This window comes from Rhodothermus marinus, from assembly GCF_009936275.1.
GTDB lineage: Bacteria > Bacteroidota > Rhodothermia > Rhodothermales > Rhodothermaceae > Rhodothermus > Rhodothermus marinus_A.
Genome location: NZ_AP019797.1, coordinates 2,540,891 through 2,557,850 on the forward strand (window position 1 = coordinate 2,540,891; position 16,960 = coordinate 2,557,850).

Below are 16,960 nucleotides of genomic sequence, written 5' to 3' on the forward strand. Positions count from 1 at the left end.
CCATTGTTTTTCCCCGTAAACCCCAAACCTGAGATAAACCTATGGCACTGCTGGAAATCCGTAACCTGCACGCACGCGTCGAGGAAAAGGAAATTCTCAAGGGCGTCAACCTGACGGTCAACGCCGGTGAAGTGCACGCCATCATGGGCCCGAACGGGTCGGGCAAGAGCACACTGGCCTCGGTTCTGGCCGGCCGTGAGGACTATGAGGTCACCGAGGGCGAGGTGCTCTACGACGGCAAGAACCTACTGGAGATGGAGCCCGACGAGCGGGCCCGGGAAGGCGTGTTTCTGGCCTTCCAGTACCCGGTCGAGCTGCCGGGCGTCAATATGGCCACCTTCCTGCGCGAGGCGCTCAAGGCCGTCCGGGAGCACCGGGGCCTGCCCCCGCTCAGCCCGGCCGAGTTCATGAAGCTGCTGAAGGAAAAGGCCGAGCTGGTAGGACTTGATCCCAGCCTGAAGCAGCGCTCGGTCAACGAAGGCTTCTCGGGCGGTGAAAAGAAGCGCAGCGAGATTTTCCAGCTTGCCATGCTGGAACCCCGCCTGGCCATCCTGGACGAGACGGACTCGGGGCTCGACATCGACGCGCTGCGCGCGGTGGCCGACGGTGTCAACAAGCTGCGCGCCCCCAACCGGGCCTTCGTCATCATCACGCACTACCAGCGCCTGCTCAACTACATCGTGCCGGACTACGTGCACGTGATGGTCGACGGTCGGATCGTCCGCTCGGGCGACAAGAACCTGGCCCTGGAGCTCGAGGAGAAGGGCTACGACTGGATCAAGGAGGAAGTCGGACTGGTCGCCTGAGTCGCTTTTTGTCGCCGGACCAACCCACAGAGTCAAACCCTTAGCGATAGACGATGACCACTACACTGACCGCCACAACGACGCGCCCGGAAGACCGCTTCCTGCACGCGTTTGAGGCCTACGCAGGCGAAGTGCTCAACGGCACGAGCGAGCACCTGGCCGCCCTGCGCCGCAAAGCCATCGAACGCTTCGGCGTACTGGGCTTTCCGGGCCGCAAGTCGGAGGCCTGGAAATACACCCCCATTGCGAAGGCGCTCCAGCATCCGTACCGGATCGATCCCGTGCCAGCGGTGCCGGCGCTGAACGAACAGGCGCTGGCCGATTATGCGATCCCGGAGCTGGACGCCTACCGCGTCGTGCTCGTCAACGGCCGCTTCGTGCCGGAGCTTTCGACAACTTCGGACCTGCCCGAGGGTGTCGTGCTGACCGGCCTGGAAGAGGCCGCCCGTCGGCATGCCGACCTGTTCGAAAAGTACTTCGCGCACTACCTCGACTTCGAAAACGAACCGTTCCTGGCGCTCAACACCGCTTTTGCCCGGGACGGCTTCTTCCTGTACGTGCCCGAGGGGACCGCGCTCGAGCGTCCGGTGCATGTGCTCAACCTGATCGACACGGACGAGGAGCTGTTTCTGCAACCCCGCAACGTCGTGGTGGCCGCACCGGGCGCCTCGCTCAAGCTGGTGACCAGCGGTCACAGCCGGACCGCGCAGCGCACGTTCACCAACGGCGTCACCGAGGTGTTCGTCGGTCAGGGCGCCGAAGTGCATCAGTACGACCTGCGTCTTGAGGGCGAAGCCGCCTCGGGCATCTTCAGCACGCAGGCCTACCTGGAAGGTGGGGCCCGCTACACGAATGGCACGCTCACGCTGGGCGGCGCGCTGGTTCGCAACAACGTTTATGTGCGCTTCGACGACCAGGAAGGGGAGGCGCACCTGTACGGCCTCTTCCTAGGACGCGGGTCGATGCACATCGACAACCACACGATGATCGACCACGCCGTCCCCCACTGCGTCAGCAACGAGCTCTACAAGGGCATTCTGGACGACGAGGCGACGGGCGTCTTCAACGGGAAGGTGCTCGTGCGACCGCACGCCCAGAAGACGAACGCCTATCAGTCGAACAAGAGTATCGTGCTGACGCGCGAGGCGCGCATGTACTCGAAGCCCGAGCTGGAGATCTACGCCGACGACGTGCGCTGCACGCACGGCGCCGCCATCGGCCAGCTCGACGAAGACGGCATCTTCTACCTGCGGGCCCGTGGCCTGACGCTCCAGAAAGCCCGGGCCATGATGTTGCTGGCCTTCGCCCGTGACGTGCTCGACCAGATCGCTGTCGCGCCAGTCCGCGCCTACCTCGACGAACTGGTGGCCGGACGCTTCGGCGCCTGAATCCAACGCTCACAATCCTGCCTGCATCATGCCTGCCTCCGTCGACAGCACCGGACTTCAGACCACGTTCGACGTGGCGCGCGTGCGGGCCGACTTTCCGGCCCTGCATCAGCGCATCTACGACGGGCGGCCGCTCGTGTATCTCGACAACGCGGCCACCACGCAGAAGCCGCAGGTGGTGATCGACCGCATCCGCGACTTCTACATGCGCGAGAATGCCAACATCCACCGCGGCGTGCACTACCTGAGTCAGCTTGCCTCCGACGCCTACGACGAGGCGCGGCGCCTGGTGGCCGACTTCATCGGCGCGCCGGATCCCTCGCAGGTGATCTTCACACGCGGCACCACCGAGAGCATCAACCTGGTGGCCGCCACCTACGGCCGCCAGCATGTCGGCAAAGGGGACGAGATCGTGCTCTCGGCCATGGAGCACCACTCGAACATCGTCCCCTGGCAACTGCTCTGCGAGGAGAAAGGCGCCCGGCTGCGGGTGGTGCCGGTGGATGAGCGGGGCGTGCTCGATCTGGAGGCGCTGGAACGGTCGCTGACCGAGCGCACGCGCCTGGTGGCCATTGCCCATGTGTCGAACGCACTGGGCACGGTCAATCCGGTCCGGGAAATCATCCGGATGGCGCATGCCCGTGGGATTCCGGTGCTTGTCGACGGAGCGCAGGCCATCCAGCACCTGGAAGTGAACGTGGCCGAGCTGGACTGCGACTTCTACTGCTTCTCCGGCCACAAGATGTACGGTCCCACGGGCATCGGCATCCTCTACGGGAAGGCCGAGCTGCTCGAAGCCATGCCCCCCTATCAGGGCGGCGGCGACATGATCGAGCGCGTCACCTTCGAGCGCACCACGTTCAACCGTCTGCCCTACAAGTTCGAGGCGGGCACCCCGCATATCGCGGGAGCCATCGGGCTGGGCGCGGCCGTCGCCTACCTGAACGGACTGGGACGTGCGGCCGTGGCCCACTACGAGGACGAACTGCTTCGTTACGCCACCGAGCGCCTGCAGGAGGTGCCGGGTCTCCGGCTGATCGGGACGGCTCCCCATAAAGTCAGCGTGCTTTCGTTCGTCATCGACGGGGTACACCCCTACGACGCCGGCACGCTGCTCGACCAGATGGGCATTGCCGTACGCACGGGCCACCACTGCGCCCAGCCGCTCATGGATCGACTGGGTTTGCCCGGCACGATCCGCGCCTCGCTGGCGCTCTACAACACGCGCGAAGAAATCGACGCGCTCGTCGAGGCCCTGCACCGCGTTGTTCGCATGCTACGTTGAGCGATGGCGGAACTGCACAACGACACGATCGAAGCACGGGCGCGCCAGCTCGTCGAAGAGTTTGCGCTCTTTGACGACTGGATGGATAAGTACGAGTACCTGATCGAACTGGGAAAGTCGCTCCCGCCGCTCGAGCCGGAGTACAAAACCGAAGCGTTCCGGATTCACGGCTGCCAGTCGCAGGTGTGGATCCGGCCCGAGTTTCGGGACGGGCGCGTCTATTTCAAAGGCGACAGCGACGCGCTGATCACGAAAGGGCTGGTGGCCCTGCTGATCCGCGTGCTTTCGGGCCAGCCACCGGAAGCCATTGTCAACGCGCGGCTGGACTTTCTGGACGAGATCGGTCTGAAGGCCCACCTGTCGCCCACGCGCAAAAACGGCCTGGCGGCCATGATCGAACAGATACGCCGCTACGCACAGGCCTACCTGCAGGCATCCCGCAACTAAACCGACCGCTGGCTATGTCCGCCTACGTTGCCATCGACAACCAGCTCGGCGACAAAGAGCTGGAGCAGGCCATCATCGAAGCGCTCAAGAGCGTCTATGACCCGGAGATTCCGGTCAACATTTACGATCTGGGCCTGATCTACGAAATCCGAATCTTCGAGGACCGGACGGTCTACGTCAAGATGACGCTGACGGCGCCGGGCTGCCCGGTGGCCGGCACGCTACCGGGCCAGGTGGAAATGCGCCTGCAGGAGGTGCCCGGCGTCAAAGACGCGCGGGTCGAGCTGACCTTCGACCCGCCCTATACGATCGAGCGCATGTCGGACGAGGCCCGGCTGGCGCTCGGCTGGATGTAACCGAACGCAACGGAATACTCCGTGCGACACTCGCAGACCATAGCACTGGCGCGTAGCCTGCTGGCCGAAGGGCGCAGCGGCGAGGTGGCCCGTATGCTCGAGCCGCTGATCGAGCCGTTGCCGCCCGATCCGGCCTCGGCCGACGCCTCGCAGCACCTGCTGCGGGCATTGCTGGCCCGCGTGCGGCTGCTGCGCCAGGACGACGTGTCCGGCACGCACCGACTGCTGCAGCCGCTCGACGCGCCAGCCCTGCGCGAGCGCCTGGCACCTGCCGTCCGGGCCGAGGTGGCGCTCTGGCTGGGCTGGCTTCATGCCTGGCCCGAAAACCGTGAAGCCGACCGCGCCCGTGCCTTCAACCTGCTGGCCGAAGCCGAACGCTTCTTCCAGCAGGAGCTGAACACGGCCGGGCGTTGCTGGGTCCGCATCGGGCGTGCCCTGGCCTATCTGACCATCGACGAATACGCGCTGGCGCTGCAGGCGCTCGACGAGGCGGCTTCGCTGAAGGAACGGTTACCGGACGTGCAGGCCGACGCCTGGATTCAGGACCTGCGCGTCTGGATCGCCCTGCTGACCGGCCGCTACCGCCGGGCCGAGCACGAACTGGAACGCCTGCAGACGCTGGCCGCACAGGCCGCCGACACGCTGCTGCAGGGCCGTACCGCCACCTACCGGGCGTTGCTCGAACAGGCGCGGGGCGGCGCGCCTTCTGCCATCCTGGAGGCCGCCGATACGGCCGAGGCATTGCTGTCGGGGCTAATGTCGCCGCCTTATCTGCTGGCATGGGTGCGCGCGGCGCGTCTGGCCGCGCTGCGGCGTCAGGGCACCTGGGGTGAAATCGACCGCCTGCTGCAGCGCTGGCAATCGGGTACATCGCGCGAAACGCCGCATCCGGTGTTGCTCGAAGCGGCCGAACTGGCGCTGCTCCGGGAAGATTTCGACACCTGCGCGCAGCTGCTCGAACAGGCGCTGACCTCGCCCGCTCCTGTTCAGCCCCGCCTGCTGGCAACCCGGGCGGCCCTGCTGCAGGCCCGGCATTTTCTGGCGCGGAACCTGCCTGTCCGCGCCCGTGAGTGGGCCGAACGGGCCTATCGCACCGCGCAGGAGCTCGGACTGGAACCGCTGGTGCTCGAAGCCCTCCTTGTGCAGACCCGAATTGCGCTGGCCGAGAAGGCATTGCCACAGGCACGCTCCTTCCTGCAACAGGCCGAAGCTTTCGGCAACTACTTCAGTCTGCTCCCCTGGGCGGCCCGGCGCTTCTGGCTGCTCGGCGAGCGTCTGGAGGCCGAAGGCCAGCCCGACGAAGCGCGGGCGCACTACGTGCAGGCCCTTTCGGCCTACTCGCTGCTGGGCGACCGTTACCACACGGCCCGGCTACAACTGGCCGTGGCGCGGCTGGTCCGCACGAACGATCCTTCCCAGGCGCGGGCACTGCTGGAAGCAGCCGCGCAGACGTTCGACGCACTGGGCGTCGCCACACAGCGCCAGGAAGCCTGTCGTCTGCTCCAGCAACTGCCCCACCGGGTGGTGCCCGTCGAATCGGCTCCGGAGACGCAACTGGGTCATGCACTGGCCCGGGCGGCCCTGTCAGTGGAGCTGGTGGCTGAAGCCTGGTTGCAGGTGCTCCGCCAGCTCTGGCCCGACCGCTGGCTGGCCGTCTTCCAGCACATGCCGGAAGGCGACTGGCGGACCGTCCGCAGCCACGGCACAGCTCCAGAACCGCTTGTCTTCCCATCGCCTGAGCAGAGCGAAACCTTCCTGAATGGCGTCGCCTGGCTGCGGCTGCGCCCGATGCCCGGCCCGGCCTTCTTCATGGCGGCCCGAGTATCCGAGCCCGAACGCTCCGACTGGGAGGCCGTCGTGGCGCGGCTGCGCCCGTGGCTGCCGGTGGTGGCGCTGGCGCTGGACCACGCGCTGCTGCGAGCCCGCCAGTTCGGCGAGCTGGCCAACGGGCACACGCCGGACGAGCCCCTGCCCTCCCCACTGGAAGACTTCGTCTATGCCAGCCCCGCCATGCGGGCGCTGGTGCACCAGATCTACCGGGTGCGGAGCAGCCACAGCCCGGTGCTCATTACCGGCGAAAGCGGCACGGGCAAGGAGCTGATCGCCCGGGCCGTGCACGCGACCAGCGACCGCCGAGACGCACCGTTCGTGGCCTTCAACTGCGCCAACGTGCCGCCCGAGTTGATCGACAGCCATCTGTTCGGGCACGAAAAAGGTGCCTTCACGGGCGCCACGCAGGCCAACCCCGGCGTCATCCGGGCGGCCGACGGCGGCACGCTCTTCCTGGACGAGATCGGCGATCTGCCGCTCGAAGTGCAACCCAAGCTGCTGCGCTTTCTGCAGGAAGGTGAAATCTTTCCGCTGGGAGCCCGCCGTCCCGTGCGCGTCAACGTCCGGGTCGTCGCCGCCACGCACCGCGACCTGGAGGCGCTCGTACGCGAGGGGAAGTTCCGCGAAGACCTCTACTATCGGCTCAACGTCATCCCGCTGCACGTGCCGCCCTTGCGAGAGCGCCGCGAAGACATCCCGGTGCTCGTGCGGCACTTTCTGAACACGCTGCGGCCGCCGGGCGCTCCGGCTGTCTCCATCACGAGCCGCGCCATGGAGGCGCTCATGCGCTACGACTGGCCCGGCAACGTGCGCCAGCTTCGCAACGAGATCGAGCGGGCACTGGTGTTCGTGGCAAGCGAGCCGGTCCCCACCATTGACCTGAAGGATCTCTCGCCCGCCGTACAGCGCGCGCTGAGCGGCGAGCCTTCGCGCCCGGCCCGGGCCGTCCTCGACAGCACCCAGCCGCTGGACGCCGTGCTGGCCGACACCGAAAAGGCGGTGATCGAGCAGGTGCTCGCCGAAAACCGCGGCCGCATCAGCGCTGCGGCGCGGGCGCTGGGCCTGACCCGCCAAGGTCTCTACAAGAAGATGAAGCGGCTGGGTATCGATCCGGCCCGCTTCCAGCGTCGCCGTACCGATGTGAACCCGACCGCAACCTCATAGATCACCCAACCGAAACGCCATGCAACCGACCCGTAGCCCCGACATGCAACCGGTCGCCGACGAGGCGCTGGCCGTCCAGCTCGACCATGCGGCGATCATGACCACGCAACTGGACGCCGCCGTGGATTTCTACACGCGCCTCATCGGCCTGCACCTGCGCATCATCGAAGAAGATCCCATCCGGAAAGGTCGACGTCGGGCCCTGTTGACCGACGCCAACGGCCGCGACGTGCTGGAACTCATCGAAATGCCCGAGCTGAGCCATCCGACCATTCCCGGCCGGGGCGGCCTTCATCATCTGGGATTCCGGGTGCCCGCGACCGACTGGCACGCGCTGCGGGCCCGTCTCGATGCGGCCGGCTATCCCTACCAGGAGGTGCACCAGCGCCTGTTCGTGCGCGACGCCGACGGTCTGGTGCTGGAGATCGAGCCGCTCCGCTAAAACTCAGCGCTTCCGCCGACGTCCCCGTCGTTTTTTCAAGGGCGCGCCGCGCACGCGTAGCGTGTCGGCCAGCTCGTTCGTGTCTTCCGGGCGCAGCTCGACCCCGTGTGCGGCCAGCAGCTGTCCGCACTGCTCGATAGCTGCCACCAGCCCATCCACCGGACGTCCCTCGCGGATCCCTTTCCGGATTCGATCCACAACCTCGGCCCAGGCGTCGGGCCCCACCCGCTGATTGATGCCCGCGTCGCCGATCACCTCCACCCAGTGCTCGAAAAGCGACACAAAGATCAGAATGCCGGTGCGATCTCGCGTGTTGAACACCTCCTCCTCGACGAACGCCTGCAGCGCGCGCAGATGCACCTGCTCGGCCATGCGGGCTTCGCCCACCAGCCAGCGCTGCACCGGCGCCACATAAGCCCCCAGCAGGCCGCCCACCACGCCGGCCAGTGCCGTCAGCAGCGCCACACCCCAGCCGGTGTGCAGCAGCGTCAGTCCCCATCCGTCGTAGATGTAATCGAACGTCAGCGCCACGACGAGCACCGGGAGCATCAGCAGCACCGCCCCCTTCCACACGGTCTCGGGGTAAGTGCCGCTCCGCGGGACAATGACCGGGACGATCTCCCCTGCGGTCTGCTGCTCGGCGGCGGCAACCGCTTCACGTACGCGCGTCAGTTCTTCTTCAGTAAACAGCAGACTCATTGTGTCGAACCGTTGGTCTGCAGACGACGAATCAACTGCAGGATCGTGTCGGCCTGGGCATACAGCGGTGAGCGCGGCCCGACGAGCCGCTGTACCTTCTCGAACTGAGCGCGGGCTTCGTCGAGCCGGTTGATCTGCAACAGCATGATGCCCAGGTTGAAGTTGGCCTGAATATGCGTGGAGTCTTTTTCCAGCACGAGCCGCGTCTGGCGCACGGCCTCCATGGGATTGTCCGGATCGTACAGATAGGCAATGGCCATGTCGGCCCGCACGTCCAGGTTGTCCGGCTCCTTTTCGAGCACGCGCCGATAGGCCGCGATGACCCGACGGGCCAGGGCCGTTTTGGCCGGACCGTCGACCATTTCCATCCAGTCGTAAAACAGATTACCGGCCCGTCGCCAGGCCTCCGGGGTGTCGAGCTGGCGGGCGATCTCCTCCTGCACGAGCGCGGCCCGGTCGGGCCGTCCGATGCCGATCAGCAGGTTCACCAGCGCCTGCTGTTTTTCCAGCCGGGCCGATCCGTCCAGCCGGGCGATCTCGGCCTCCAGCGCAGCCACCTGATCGGCCATTGCCGGCGGGATCGGTCCGGGCTCCGGGAGCGGCAATTCCACCGCTTGCGAAGCGGCACCGGCCGGCGGCAATCCACCCCGTCCACCGCTGATCAGCGTGATCAGGTAGAGCGCCCCCACCAGCAACAGCCCTCCGATCACGATGAAGGCCACATGCACCGGGCGCAGCGCCGAAGTTGCGCCGGTTGCCTTCGCTTTCGGCGTCTCGGCGGCAACGGAAGGCTGCTCGTGGGGTGCCAGCGGCCGCACGCCCGGTAATGCCGCACCACATTGATTGCAATAACGGGCCCCCGCCGGATTCGCGTGGCCGCACGCATCACATACCAGCACCCGGGGACTTTTCCGCACCGGCATGCCGCACAGATCACACACCACCGCCTCCGGCTTCAACCGGGCGCCACAGGCCGGACAGACAGGCGTTGCCTCAGACATCAATTCCGTTCACTTTTCCTGAAAACGACGGTCCACGCCTTTCTGAACGCTACCCCGCCCGCAGGGTTCGGGCAAAAATACCAGCGGCACCGTATCTTTTCCCACCGATCCGGCAAACCTGATCCGCAAAACCATGCCCTCAATCGTACGGATCGCATCGGTGCTCCTGCTCTGGCTGTTGCTCTCTACGTCTCTTGCCGCTGCGCAGACGTCGCCCGCCTGGCAACAGCGCGTGCGCTACGAAATGGACATCCGCCTCGACGCCGCGCAGCATCGCATGCGCGGCCGATCGCGGATCGTCTACTACAACCATTCGCCCGACACGCTCCGTCACGTCTTTTTTCACCTGTACTTCAACGCCTTTCACCCGCAGTCCATGATGGCCGAGCGCAACCGGCACCTGCCCGATCCCGATCGGCGGGTAGTCCCGAAAATCTGGCGGCTCGGTCCCGACGAACAGGGCTTTCATCGCATCACCTACCTGGCCCAGGAGGACAGGCCGCTCACGTTTCGCATCACCGACACGGTGCTGAAGGCCGAGCTGGACCGACCGCTGGCACCGGGCGACTCGACCGTCTTCGAGATCCGCTTCCACTCCCAGGTCCCGCTGCAGACGCGTCGGAGCGGCCGCGACAATGCCGAAGGGATCGACTTTTCGATGAGCCAGTGGTATCCGAAGATCGCCGCCTACGACGGGCGCGGCTGGCATCCCGATCCGTACATCGGCCGGGAGTTCTATGGGGTCTTCGGCACGTTCGACGTGCGCATCACGCTGCCCGCCTGCTACACGATCGGCGCCACGGGCATATTGCTCAATGCCGACGAAGTCGGCCACGGTTATGACCGCATCAACAGCCGGAGCTGGACCCGCTTCGACCCGCGCGAGGCCGGTCTGCAGTGCACACCGGGCGACTCGCTCACCTGGCACTTCCACGCCGAGAATGTGCACGACTTCGCCTGGGCGGCCGACCCGGACTACATCCACGAAGCCTGGCACGACGACAGCCTGGGCGTCACCTACCACCTGCTCTTTCAGCCTGACGTGGCCGAGCGCTGGCAACCCATGCGCCAGTGGGTGCCCTGGCTCATTCGCTACTACAGCCGGCGCATCGGACGCTACCCCTACCCGCAGTTCACCGTCGTGCAGGCGGGCGACGGCGGCATGGAATACCCGATGATCAACTTCATCACGGGACACCGCAGCCCGTTTTCGCTGCTGGGTGTGACGGCCCACGAAGCGGCGCACGAGTGGTTCTACGGCGTACTGGCCTCTAACGAGAACGCCTATGCCTGGATGGATGAAGGCTTCACAAGCTGGGCCACCACCGAAGCCGTCGCACACCTGTTGGGCCAGGCGCCCGATCACCGGGATGCCATGCTGAGCGTCGTGCGCCTGCAGCAAATGGGCCTCTTCGAGCGCCTGAACACGCCCGCCGACTGGTTCGCTTCCAACGCTGCCTACAGCGTGGCCGCCTACCCCGGCGGTGAGATGCTACTCGACCTGCTGGGCTATGTGCTCTCCGATTCGCTGCGCGACGCCTTCCTGCGGGCCTATTTCCACACCTACGGCCTGCGCCATCCCAATCCCTACGACGTCGAAAAAGTCGCCGAGCAGGTCAGCGGCCTGCGGCTGGACTGGTTTTTCGAGCAGCTGACCAACAGCACGTACACCTACGACGACGCGCTGGAGGTCACCACGCAGCAGCGCACGCCGGAGGGCTGGCGCGTGACGCTCCGGCTCCATCGCCGGGGATCCATGTTTCTGCCGGTCGATATTCGGCTGACGCTTGCCGACGGCCGCATGCAGTGGGTGCACGTGCCGCTCGGCCTGGCTCAGGGCCATAAGCCGGTGCCCTCCGACTGGATCGTGGCCGAGCCGTGGTTGTGGACGTTCCCCCGCTACACACTGACGCTCACACTGCCGGCCCGGGTCGTACGGGCCGAGCTGGACCCGCTCCAGCGCACACCCGATCACGACCGGCTGAACAACACCTGGCCGTTTCCGCTGCGGGTTTCCTTTCTGCAGCCACTTTCGTTCGATCCGGCCGTCTATCTGGCCACGTGGCGTCCGCTGGCCGCCTATGCCTACGACTTCGGTCCCGGCATCGGGATGCAGCTGCGCGGCCGTTACTTCTTCGATCGTCATGAAGCGCTACTTACGCTGAAGCTCTGGCCTGAAGTGCTGCTCAGCAACGGCCGAAGACCGGAGCGTCCCTGGGTGCGCGACCGCAACGCCTGGTGGGCGGGTATCGACTACACGCTGCGCTACAGCGATCGGCTGGCCCCCCGCACCCGCTGGCACCTGCAGCTCGAAAAGCACCTGGGCGTGCTGGAAAACCGCATCGGCCTCACGCACACACTGGGTCGCTGGGCGGCCCTGGGCCACGACTATGGGACGTTCACGCTGGAGCTGACCCACCAGTACACGCCGGGCTTTCGCACTTTCGCTTTCGAAAACGTCCCGGTGTGGACGCCCGGTATGCATCTGGTGTGGACCGGACTGCGCTATCGCATCGAACGTCCCTTCGGGCAACTGGAGGCGCTACTGGAAACCGGTGAAGGCGAAAACGGCAAAGGAGCAACCCGGGGAGTGCTCGATCTGCACTGGCATTTCGTGCGCCGCCCCACTTTGCGGGCGACGCTGCATGGACAGGCAGGCTGGGGCGATGGCCAGCTTCCCTTCAGCCGCGTCTTCCGACTGGGAAGCGCGCCGGTCGAGACGGCCTGGCGCCATGCAGGCTTCCGGAGCGTGGCCGCGCTGTTTGCCGACGCCCGCCGCTCGCTTCATCTGATTCCGCTCGAAGCGCCCGGTCCCGTGGCTTACTGGAGTCCCGAAGTGCGCGACCCGCTGCGCGTGCAGGGCAACGTGCTGATGGCCGCCAGTCTGCAACTGCGCTGGACACCTTTCCATCCGCGTCCGCTGCGCCCGCTCCAGCTGGAAGGCTTTTTGGGAATCGGCCAGACCTGGTTCACCGAGCCCACGCTGGCCAGCCGCTACACGTTCGGCTGGGATCGTTTTCTGGCCGACGCGGGCGTTGGCCTCGGCTATAACGTAAGCGATCTGCCCGGCCTGCGGCGCTGGACGGCCCTGTCGGAACTGCTGCAGGACCTGCGGCTGCGCCTGCGGGTGCCGCTGTGGGTCAGCGATCCGGACCTGCTCGGCGAGCGCGACGCGCTGCGCTTCCGATGGATGCTGGGCATCGTGGTCGGGCGTTGACCCTCAGCCTTCGAAGGCCACGGTGGCCAGCATTTCCTCGACGGTGGTTTCGCCGGCCAGCACGACCTCGCGGGCGGCCTCCTGCAGCGTCTGCATCCCCTCTTTGATCGCCTGCTCGCGCAGCGCGTCTTCGTCGATCGCGTCGCGGGCGGCCACGATCATGTGGCGAATGGCGCGGGAGAACCAGAGCGTCTCGGTGATCGCCCGCCGCCCCTTGTAGCCGACGCCTTTGCAGACCGGACAGCGCGGATTCTGGCCGGCTCTGTAAAACGTGGTGCGGGCGATCTGTTCTTCTGTAAAGCCGAGCCGCATCAGCAGCACCGGATCGGGATCCGGGTCCGGCACCCGGCACTTCGGACAGAGCTTCCGGATCAGGCGCTGGGCTACGACCAGGTTGATCGCGTAGGCAATCAGAAACGGCTCGATCCCCATCTTGTAGAGCCGGCTCACCGCACTGGGGGCGTCGTTCGTGTGCAGCGTCGAAAACGTCAGGTGCCCCGTGTTGGCCAGCTTGATGGCCAGCTCGGCCGTCTGGCGGTCGCGCATCTCACCGACCATCACGATGTCGGGGTCGTGCCGCAGGATGGCCCGCAGCGCGTCTTCCAGTCCCAGCTTGTGGCTCAGCTTGATCTGGCGCACGCCGGGGATGATATACTCGACCGGGTCTTCGACGGTCAGCACGTTTTTGCGCGGACTGACGACCTGGTGGAGGGCGGCGTAGAGCGTGGTGCTTTTACCGCTGCCGGTGGGACCGGTGACGATCACCATGCCGTAGGGCTGGCGGATCGCCCACTCGAAGCGCTCCAGCGCCCGCTCGGAAAGCCCGAGCAGCCGCAGGTCTTTGATGACCTTGCGGTCGTCGAGCACGCGGATGACGATCGACTCGGCGCGCACATCGAAGCTGGCCGTGGCGATCGGGAGCACGGAGACGCGGAAGCGGATGAGGTGGTCGTCGATCCAGCGCTGGATGAAACCATCCTGCGCTTTTTCCCGCTCGAAGCGGTCCACCCCACCCGCCTGGTCTTTCACCACGGCCAGAAACGCCTCGGGATGCACCTTGTCCTCCAGGTGCCAGCGGTGCAGCTCGCCGTCGATGCGGAAGTGAATTTCGACCTTCCGATCGTGGTTCGGGAAGATGTGGATGTCGGAGGCGCCCTGGCGGACGGCTTCGACGAGCGTCGCTTCGAAAAGGTTGATCAGCTTGGAGCGGTTAATTTCAGCCTCCAGCGACTCCTCGTCGATCAGCTCGGTATTTTCCTCATAGCTCATTCCGAGATCGACCGCGCTGCCTTCCTGCTGCACGCGCTCCAGATACTCGTTGCGTCTGGGAAAGGCCTCCTGAAAAATCTGTTCAATGGACGAAGCCGGCGCATAGCGCAGCTCGAAGCGATCGATCCCGAGCCAGGCGATCTGGCGGTGCAGGTTGGGACGGGTCGGATCGTGCGTGGCCAGCAGCCAGCGCATCACGCCGCGCTCGGCATCTACCTCTTGCCCGATCGGCAACACCCGCTCCCGCTGCATCCAGTTCCATTGCTCCTGCGTGAAGCGCTGGCGCTGATCCCGGAGGAAACGCAACACCTGAGCCCGATCGATACGGGCCGTCTTGAAGCCGTACACCTCGGCCGCCGTCGCATAGACGACCTCGGGATTGATGCCGTCGATCTCGGTAAGGACGCGCCAGAGCGGCCGACGCCGGTCTCTGTCGAGCTGACGCCACTTTTCCCAGGCCTTCCGCACCTGTTCTTCACGGACCAGCTCCTGAAACAGGAGCATGATAATGACCGGATCGCTCAGATCGGTCAGCGAAAATTCTGCTTCGTTGACGTCATCGCCCGCGGCTGACGGCTCCACGAAAGGCAACGGTTCGGAATGGGGCCGATTCTCGGACATGTTTTTCCCGGATACGAGTTCATACGGATCGATCCTGTTCAGAGAATCGGCCGATCGCGCTTTTTCTAAAGCGACGTTTATTCGACGTAGATCATTTTGCGCGTCATGCCGCCGTCCACGATGAACGTCTGCCCCGTGATGAAGCCGGCTTCCTCGGACAGCAAAAAGGCCACCAGGGCGGCCACGTCTTCGGGACGGCCTACGCGTCCCACCGGGTGCTGCGCGTGATCGACAGGCCGCAGCTCGGGCGCTCGCCGTCGGCTTCGCTTCTGCCAGTCGCTCACCTCGATCCATCCCGGGGCTACCGCGTTGACGCGTACGGCCGGTCCTAGGCTGATGGCCAGTGCGTGCGTCAACGCCACCACGCCGCCTTTGGAAGCGGCATAGGCCTCGGTGTTGGGCTCCGATTGAAAGGCCCGCGTGGAAGCGATATTGACGATGGCGCCTCGCTGCTGCCGCAGATAGGGCACCGCGGCACGCGCGCACAGAAAACACCCCGTCAGGTTGACGCTCAGCACCCGGTTCCAGACTTCGAGCGACAGGCGCTCCACTGGCTCGTGGTAGGGCTGCGCGATGCCGGCATTGTTGACCAGCCCGTCGAGCCGCCCCCAGGCCCGGATCGTCTCCGCCACCGCCCGCTGCACGTCGTCCTCCCGGCTTACATCGCCCGCCACGAAGCGGAGCACGTCGGCCTCGACGCGAAAGTCTTCCAGCAGTTCGGCGCCGGCCTCCGCGTCGATGTCCAGACAGGTCACCCGCCAGCCCTCACGCAACAGCCGCGCGACGATCGCGCGTCCGATGCCCTGCGCTCCGCCGGTTACCAGCGCGACTTTTTCCTGAACAGCCATGGGTTCACCGGTTTTTTGCGTTGCAGACGATCCCGAAGTCCTACCTTTCTTGCAAAGCAGGGTGCCGATTTCATGACGACTTCGCTTCGCTGGACCGAAACGCTGCGCGTGCGCTCGTTCGACGTGGCTTCGGACGGGCTGCTTTCGCTGCCGGCCCTGGCCGGCTATCTGCAGGAAGCGGCCAGTCGCCACGCGGCGGCGCTGGAGGTGGCCTTTCTCCAGGTGGAAGGCCACCCGGTCTTCTGGGTCCTGCACCAGCTCCGGCTGCAACTCCACAGGCGGCCAGCGTGGGCCGAGACCGTCCATGTCGATACCTGGCCGTGCGGTCACCGGGGCCTGCGGGCCCTCCGTGCCTACGCCGTGCGTGACGAAAACGGTTGCCTGCTGGCCGAAGGGCTTTCGGCCTGGCTGCTTGTCGATCCGGTGCGCCGACGGCCGGTCCGACTCCCGCCCGAAGTGTTGCGCCTGCGCGGTGAGGCCACTTCGCCGGTCCCTCCAGAAACCGCCCTGCCTGCCGTGCCCGAGATACCGCCACGCTGGAGCGACACCGTACGCGTTCGCTTCAGCGACCTGGATCGCAACGGCCACGCCAACAACACCCGCTATCTGGCCTGGCTGCTCGACGCCCTGCCCGATACGCAGCGCGCCCGTCCGCTGCAGACGCTGGTCATCACTTTTCGCAGCGAAGCACGCCTGGACGACGCGGTCGTCGTAGAAAGCTGGCCGCTGGAACCCAATCGGCTGCGCCACCGCTTCACACGCGACCCGGATCGCCAGCTCCTGGCCGAGGCCCTGACCGTCTGGGCGGCTTCAGATTAACGAACGTGACTGGCCGCCGTCCACATTGATGCAGGCTCCGGTGACCCAGCGGGCCCGCTCCGACACCAGAAACGTCACCACGTCGGCCACCTCCTCCACCGTGCCGAAGCGCCCCATCGGAATGTTCTGCGCAATGAACTGGCGGGTGCCCTCCGGGTCCTCGCGCATCCGCCGGTCCCAGCTCCCGCCCGGAAAGCGGATCGAGCCCGGCGCCACCGTGTTGACGCGAATGTTGTGGGGTGCCAGCTCCAGCGCCAGGATCTTGGCCGCGCTGATAAGCGCCGACTTGGTGCTGTTGTAAATGGAAAGCCCCGGTCCGCCTGCCTCACGCCCGAAGATCGAAGCAATGAACACGATGGCCCCGCCGCCCTGCTGCTTCATGACCGGAATCACGGCCCGGGCGCAGCGCAGATGCGCCCGCAGGTTGAGCTCGATCAACGCCGACCAGTCGTCCTCGGAGGTCTCCTCGAAATAGCCCCGGCGGTTGCCTCCGGCATTGCCCACCAGGATGTCCACCCGACCGAAGTGCTCAAGAGCGGTCTGTACCAGTTGCGTGCCGGCTTCCGGCTGCGTCACGTCCAGCGTGATCGCCACGACTTCGGCCCCCTGCTCCCGGAGCATGTCGGCGGTGGCCTCCAGCGCTTCGGCACCCCGCGCACAGATGACCAGCCGGCATCCTTCGGCGGCCAGACTCCGGGCGATCCCCTGGCCGATTCCCCGGCTGGCACCCGTCACAATCGCTACTTTTCCGTGTAAACCCAGATCCAT

At 66.0% G+C, this 16,960-nt stretch carries 14 protein-coding genes; 9 read left to right on the top strand and 5 right to left on the bottom strand.

Annotated features, from left to right (window positions below):
• Positions 1-41: 41 nt before the first annotated feature.
• Genes sufC through GYH26_RS11050 form a run of 7 tightly spaced genes read left to right on the top strand, consistent with a single transcriptional unit; the run spans position 42 to position 7,718 of the window.
• Positions 42-806, top strand: coding sequence for a Fe-S cluster assembly ATPase SufC (sufC, locus tag GYH26_RS11020; protein WP_161541693.1), 765 nt, complete (start codon positions 42-44; stop codon positions 804-806).
• A gap of 53 nt (positions 807-859) precedes the next feature.
• Entirely contained in the window at positions 860-2,194 is a 1,335-nt protein-coding gene (sufD, locus tag GYH26_RS11025; protein ID WP_161541694.1) for a Fe-S cluster assembly protein SufD, read from the top strand.
• A 28-nt stretch (positions 2,195-2,222) separates the two neighbouring features.
• The gene (locus GYH26_RS11030) at positions 2,223-3,479 is read left to right on the top strand and encodes a cysteine desulfurase (RefSeq protein ID WP_161541695.1); all 1,257 of its coding nucleotides are present in this window, start codon (positions 2,223-2,225) and stop codon (positions 3,477-3,479) included.
• A 3-nt stretch (positions 3,480-3,482) separates the two neighbouring features.
• A complete protein-coding gene (locus tag GYH26_RS11035; protein ID WP_161541696.1) occupies positions 3,483-3,926 on the top strand; it encodes a SufE family protein in 444 nt (147 codons plus the stop codon).
• A 14-nt stretch (positions 3,927-3,940) separates the two neighbouring features.
• Positions 3,941-4,282 carry an SUF system Fe-S cluster assembly protein gene (locus GYH26_RS11040; protein WP_012844519.1) on the top strand — a complete coding sequence of 114 codons (342 nt, stop codon included), beginning with the start codon at positions 3,941-3,943 and terminating at the stop codon, positions 4,280-4,282.
• Positions 4,283-4,303: 21 nt separating this feature from the next.
• A complete protein-coding gene (locus tag GYH26_RS11045) occupies positions 4,304-7,276 on the top strand; it encodes a sigma-54-dependent transcriptional regulator (RefSeq protein WP_161541697.1) in 2,973 nt (990 codons plus the stop codon).
• 19 nt (positions 7,277-7,295) lie between these two features.
• Positions 7,296-7,718: a VOC family protein gene (locus tag GYH26_RS11050; RefSeq protein WP_054684349.1), complete on the top strand. Its 423-nt coding sequence runs from the start codon at positions 7,296-7,298 to the stop codon at positions 7,716-7,718.
• A gap of 3 nt (positions 7,719-7,721) precedes the next feature.
• On the opposite strand, the gene GYH26_RS11055 is transcribed toward GYH26_RS11050, so the two are convergent.
• Together GYH26_RS11055 and GYH26_RS11060 are read right to left on the bottom strand one after the other, a co-directional pair.
• Positions 7,722-8,417, bottom strand: coding sequence for a TPM domain-containing protein (locus GYH26_RS11055; protein WP_161541698.1), 696 nt, complete (start codon positions 8,415-8,417; stop codon positions 7,722-7,724).
• Positions 8,414-9,418 (bottom strand): zinc ribbon domain-containing protein, encoded by a 1,005-nt coding sequence (locus GYH26_RS11060; RefSeq protein ID WP_161541699.1) that lies wholly within the window; start codon positions 9,416-9,418, stop codon positions 8,414-8,416. Before GYH26_RS11060 ends, GYH26_RS11055 begins: the two co-directional genes overlap by 4 nt.
• Before the next feature lie 133 nt (positions 9,419-9,551).
• Between GYH26_RS11060 and GYH26_RS11065 the strand changes: the two genes are divergently transcribed.
• Positions 9,552-12,635 carry a M1 family metallopeptidase gene (locus GYH26_RS11065; protein WP_161541700.1) on the top strand — a complete coding sequence of 1,028 codons (3,084 nt, stop codon included), beginning with the start codon at positions 9,552-9,554 and terminating at the stop codon, positions 12,633-12,635.
• A gap of 3 nt (positions 12,636-12,638) precedes the next feature.
• Here the strand turns inward: GYH26_RS11065 and GYH26_RS11070 are convergent, their stop codons facing one another.
• Both GYH26_RS11070 and GYH26_RS11075 read right to left on the bottom strand, forming a co-directional pair.
• A complete protein-coding gene (locus tag GYH26_RS11070) occupies positions 12,639-14,525 on the bottom strand; it encodes a GspE/PulE family protein (RefSeq protein ID WP_161541701.1) in 1,887 nt (628 codons plus the stop codon).
• A gap of 77 nt (positions 14,526-14,602) precedes the next feature.
• Complete coding sequence (locus tag GYH26_RS11075) at positions 14,603-15,373, bottom strand: glucose 1-dehydrogenase (RefSeq protein ID WP_161541702.1); 771 nt, start codon at positions 15,371-15,373, stop codon at positions 14,603-14,605.
• 72 nt (positions 15,374-15,445) lie between these two features.
• Between GYH26_RS11075 and GYH26_RS11080 the strand changes: the two genes are divergently transcribed.
• Entirely contained in the window at positions 15,446-16,192 is a 747-nt protein-coding gene (locus GYH26_RS11080) for an acyl-[acyl-carrier-protein] thioesterase (protein WP_161541703.1), read from the top strand.
• On the opposite strand, the gene GYH26_RS11085 is transcribed toward GYH26_RS11080, so the two are convergent.
• A complete protein-coding gene (locus GYH26_RS11085; protein ID WP_054683241.1) occupies positions 16,184-16,960 on the bottom strand; it encodes an SDR family NAD(P)-dependent oxidoreductase in 777 nt (258 codons plus the stop codon). The two genes, GYH26_RS11080 and GYH26_RS11085, sit on opposite strands and share 9 nt — an antisense overlap.

Coding starts and splice junctions, on each gene's coding strand:
- sufC (WP_161541693.1), top strand. CDS start 42: ATGGCACTGCTGGAAATCCGTAACCTGCACGCACGCGTCGAGGAAAAG.
- sufD (WP_161541694.1), top strand. CDS start 860: ATGACCACTACACTGACCGCCACAACGACGCGCCCGGAAGACCGCTTC.
- GYH26_RS11030 (WP_161541695.1), top strand. CDS start 2,223: ATGCCTGCCTCCGTCGACAGCACCGGACTTCAGACCACGTTCGACGTG.
- GYH26_RS11035 (WP_161541696.1), top strand. CDS start 3,483: ATGGCGGAACTGCACAACGACACGATCGAAGCACGGGCGCGCCAGCTC.
- GYH26_RS11040 (WP_012844519.1), top strand. CDS start 3,941: ATGTCCGCCTACGTTGCCATCGACAACCAGCTCGGCGACAAAGAGCTG.
- GYH26_RS11050 (WP_054684349.1), top strand. CDS start 7,296: ATGCAACCGACCCGTAGCCCCGACATGCAACCGGTCGCCGACGAGGCG.
- GYH26_RS11055 (WP_161541698.1), bottom strand. CDS start 8,417: ATGAGTCTGCTGTTTACTGAAGAAGAACTGACGCGCGTACGTGAAGCG.
- GYH26_RS11060 (WP_161541699.1), bottom strand. CDS start 9,418: ATGTCTGAGGCAACGCCTGTCTGTCCGGCCTGTGGCGCCCGGTTGAAG.
- GYH26_RS11065 (WP_161541700.1), top strand. CDS start 9,552: ATGCCCTCAATCGTACGGATCGCATCGGTGCTCCTGCTCTGGCTGTTG.
- GYH26_RS11070 (WP_161541701.1), bottom strand. CDS start 14,525: ATGTCCGAGAATCGGCCCCATTCCGAACCGTTGCCTTTCGTGGAGCCG.
- GYH26_RS11075 (WP_161541702.1), bottom strand. CDS start 15,373: ATGGCTGTTCAGGAAAAAGTCGCGCTGGTAACCGGCGGAGCGCAGGGC.
- GYH26_RS11080 (WP_161541703.1), top strand. CDS start 15,446: ATGACGACTTCGCTTCGCTGGACCGAAACGCTGCGCGTGCGCTCGTTC.
- GYH26_RS11085 (WP_054683241.1), bottom strand. CDS start 16,960: ATGGATCTGGGTTTACACGGAAAAGTAGCGATTGTGACGGGTGCCAGC.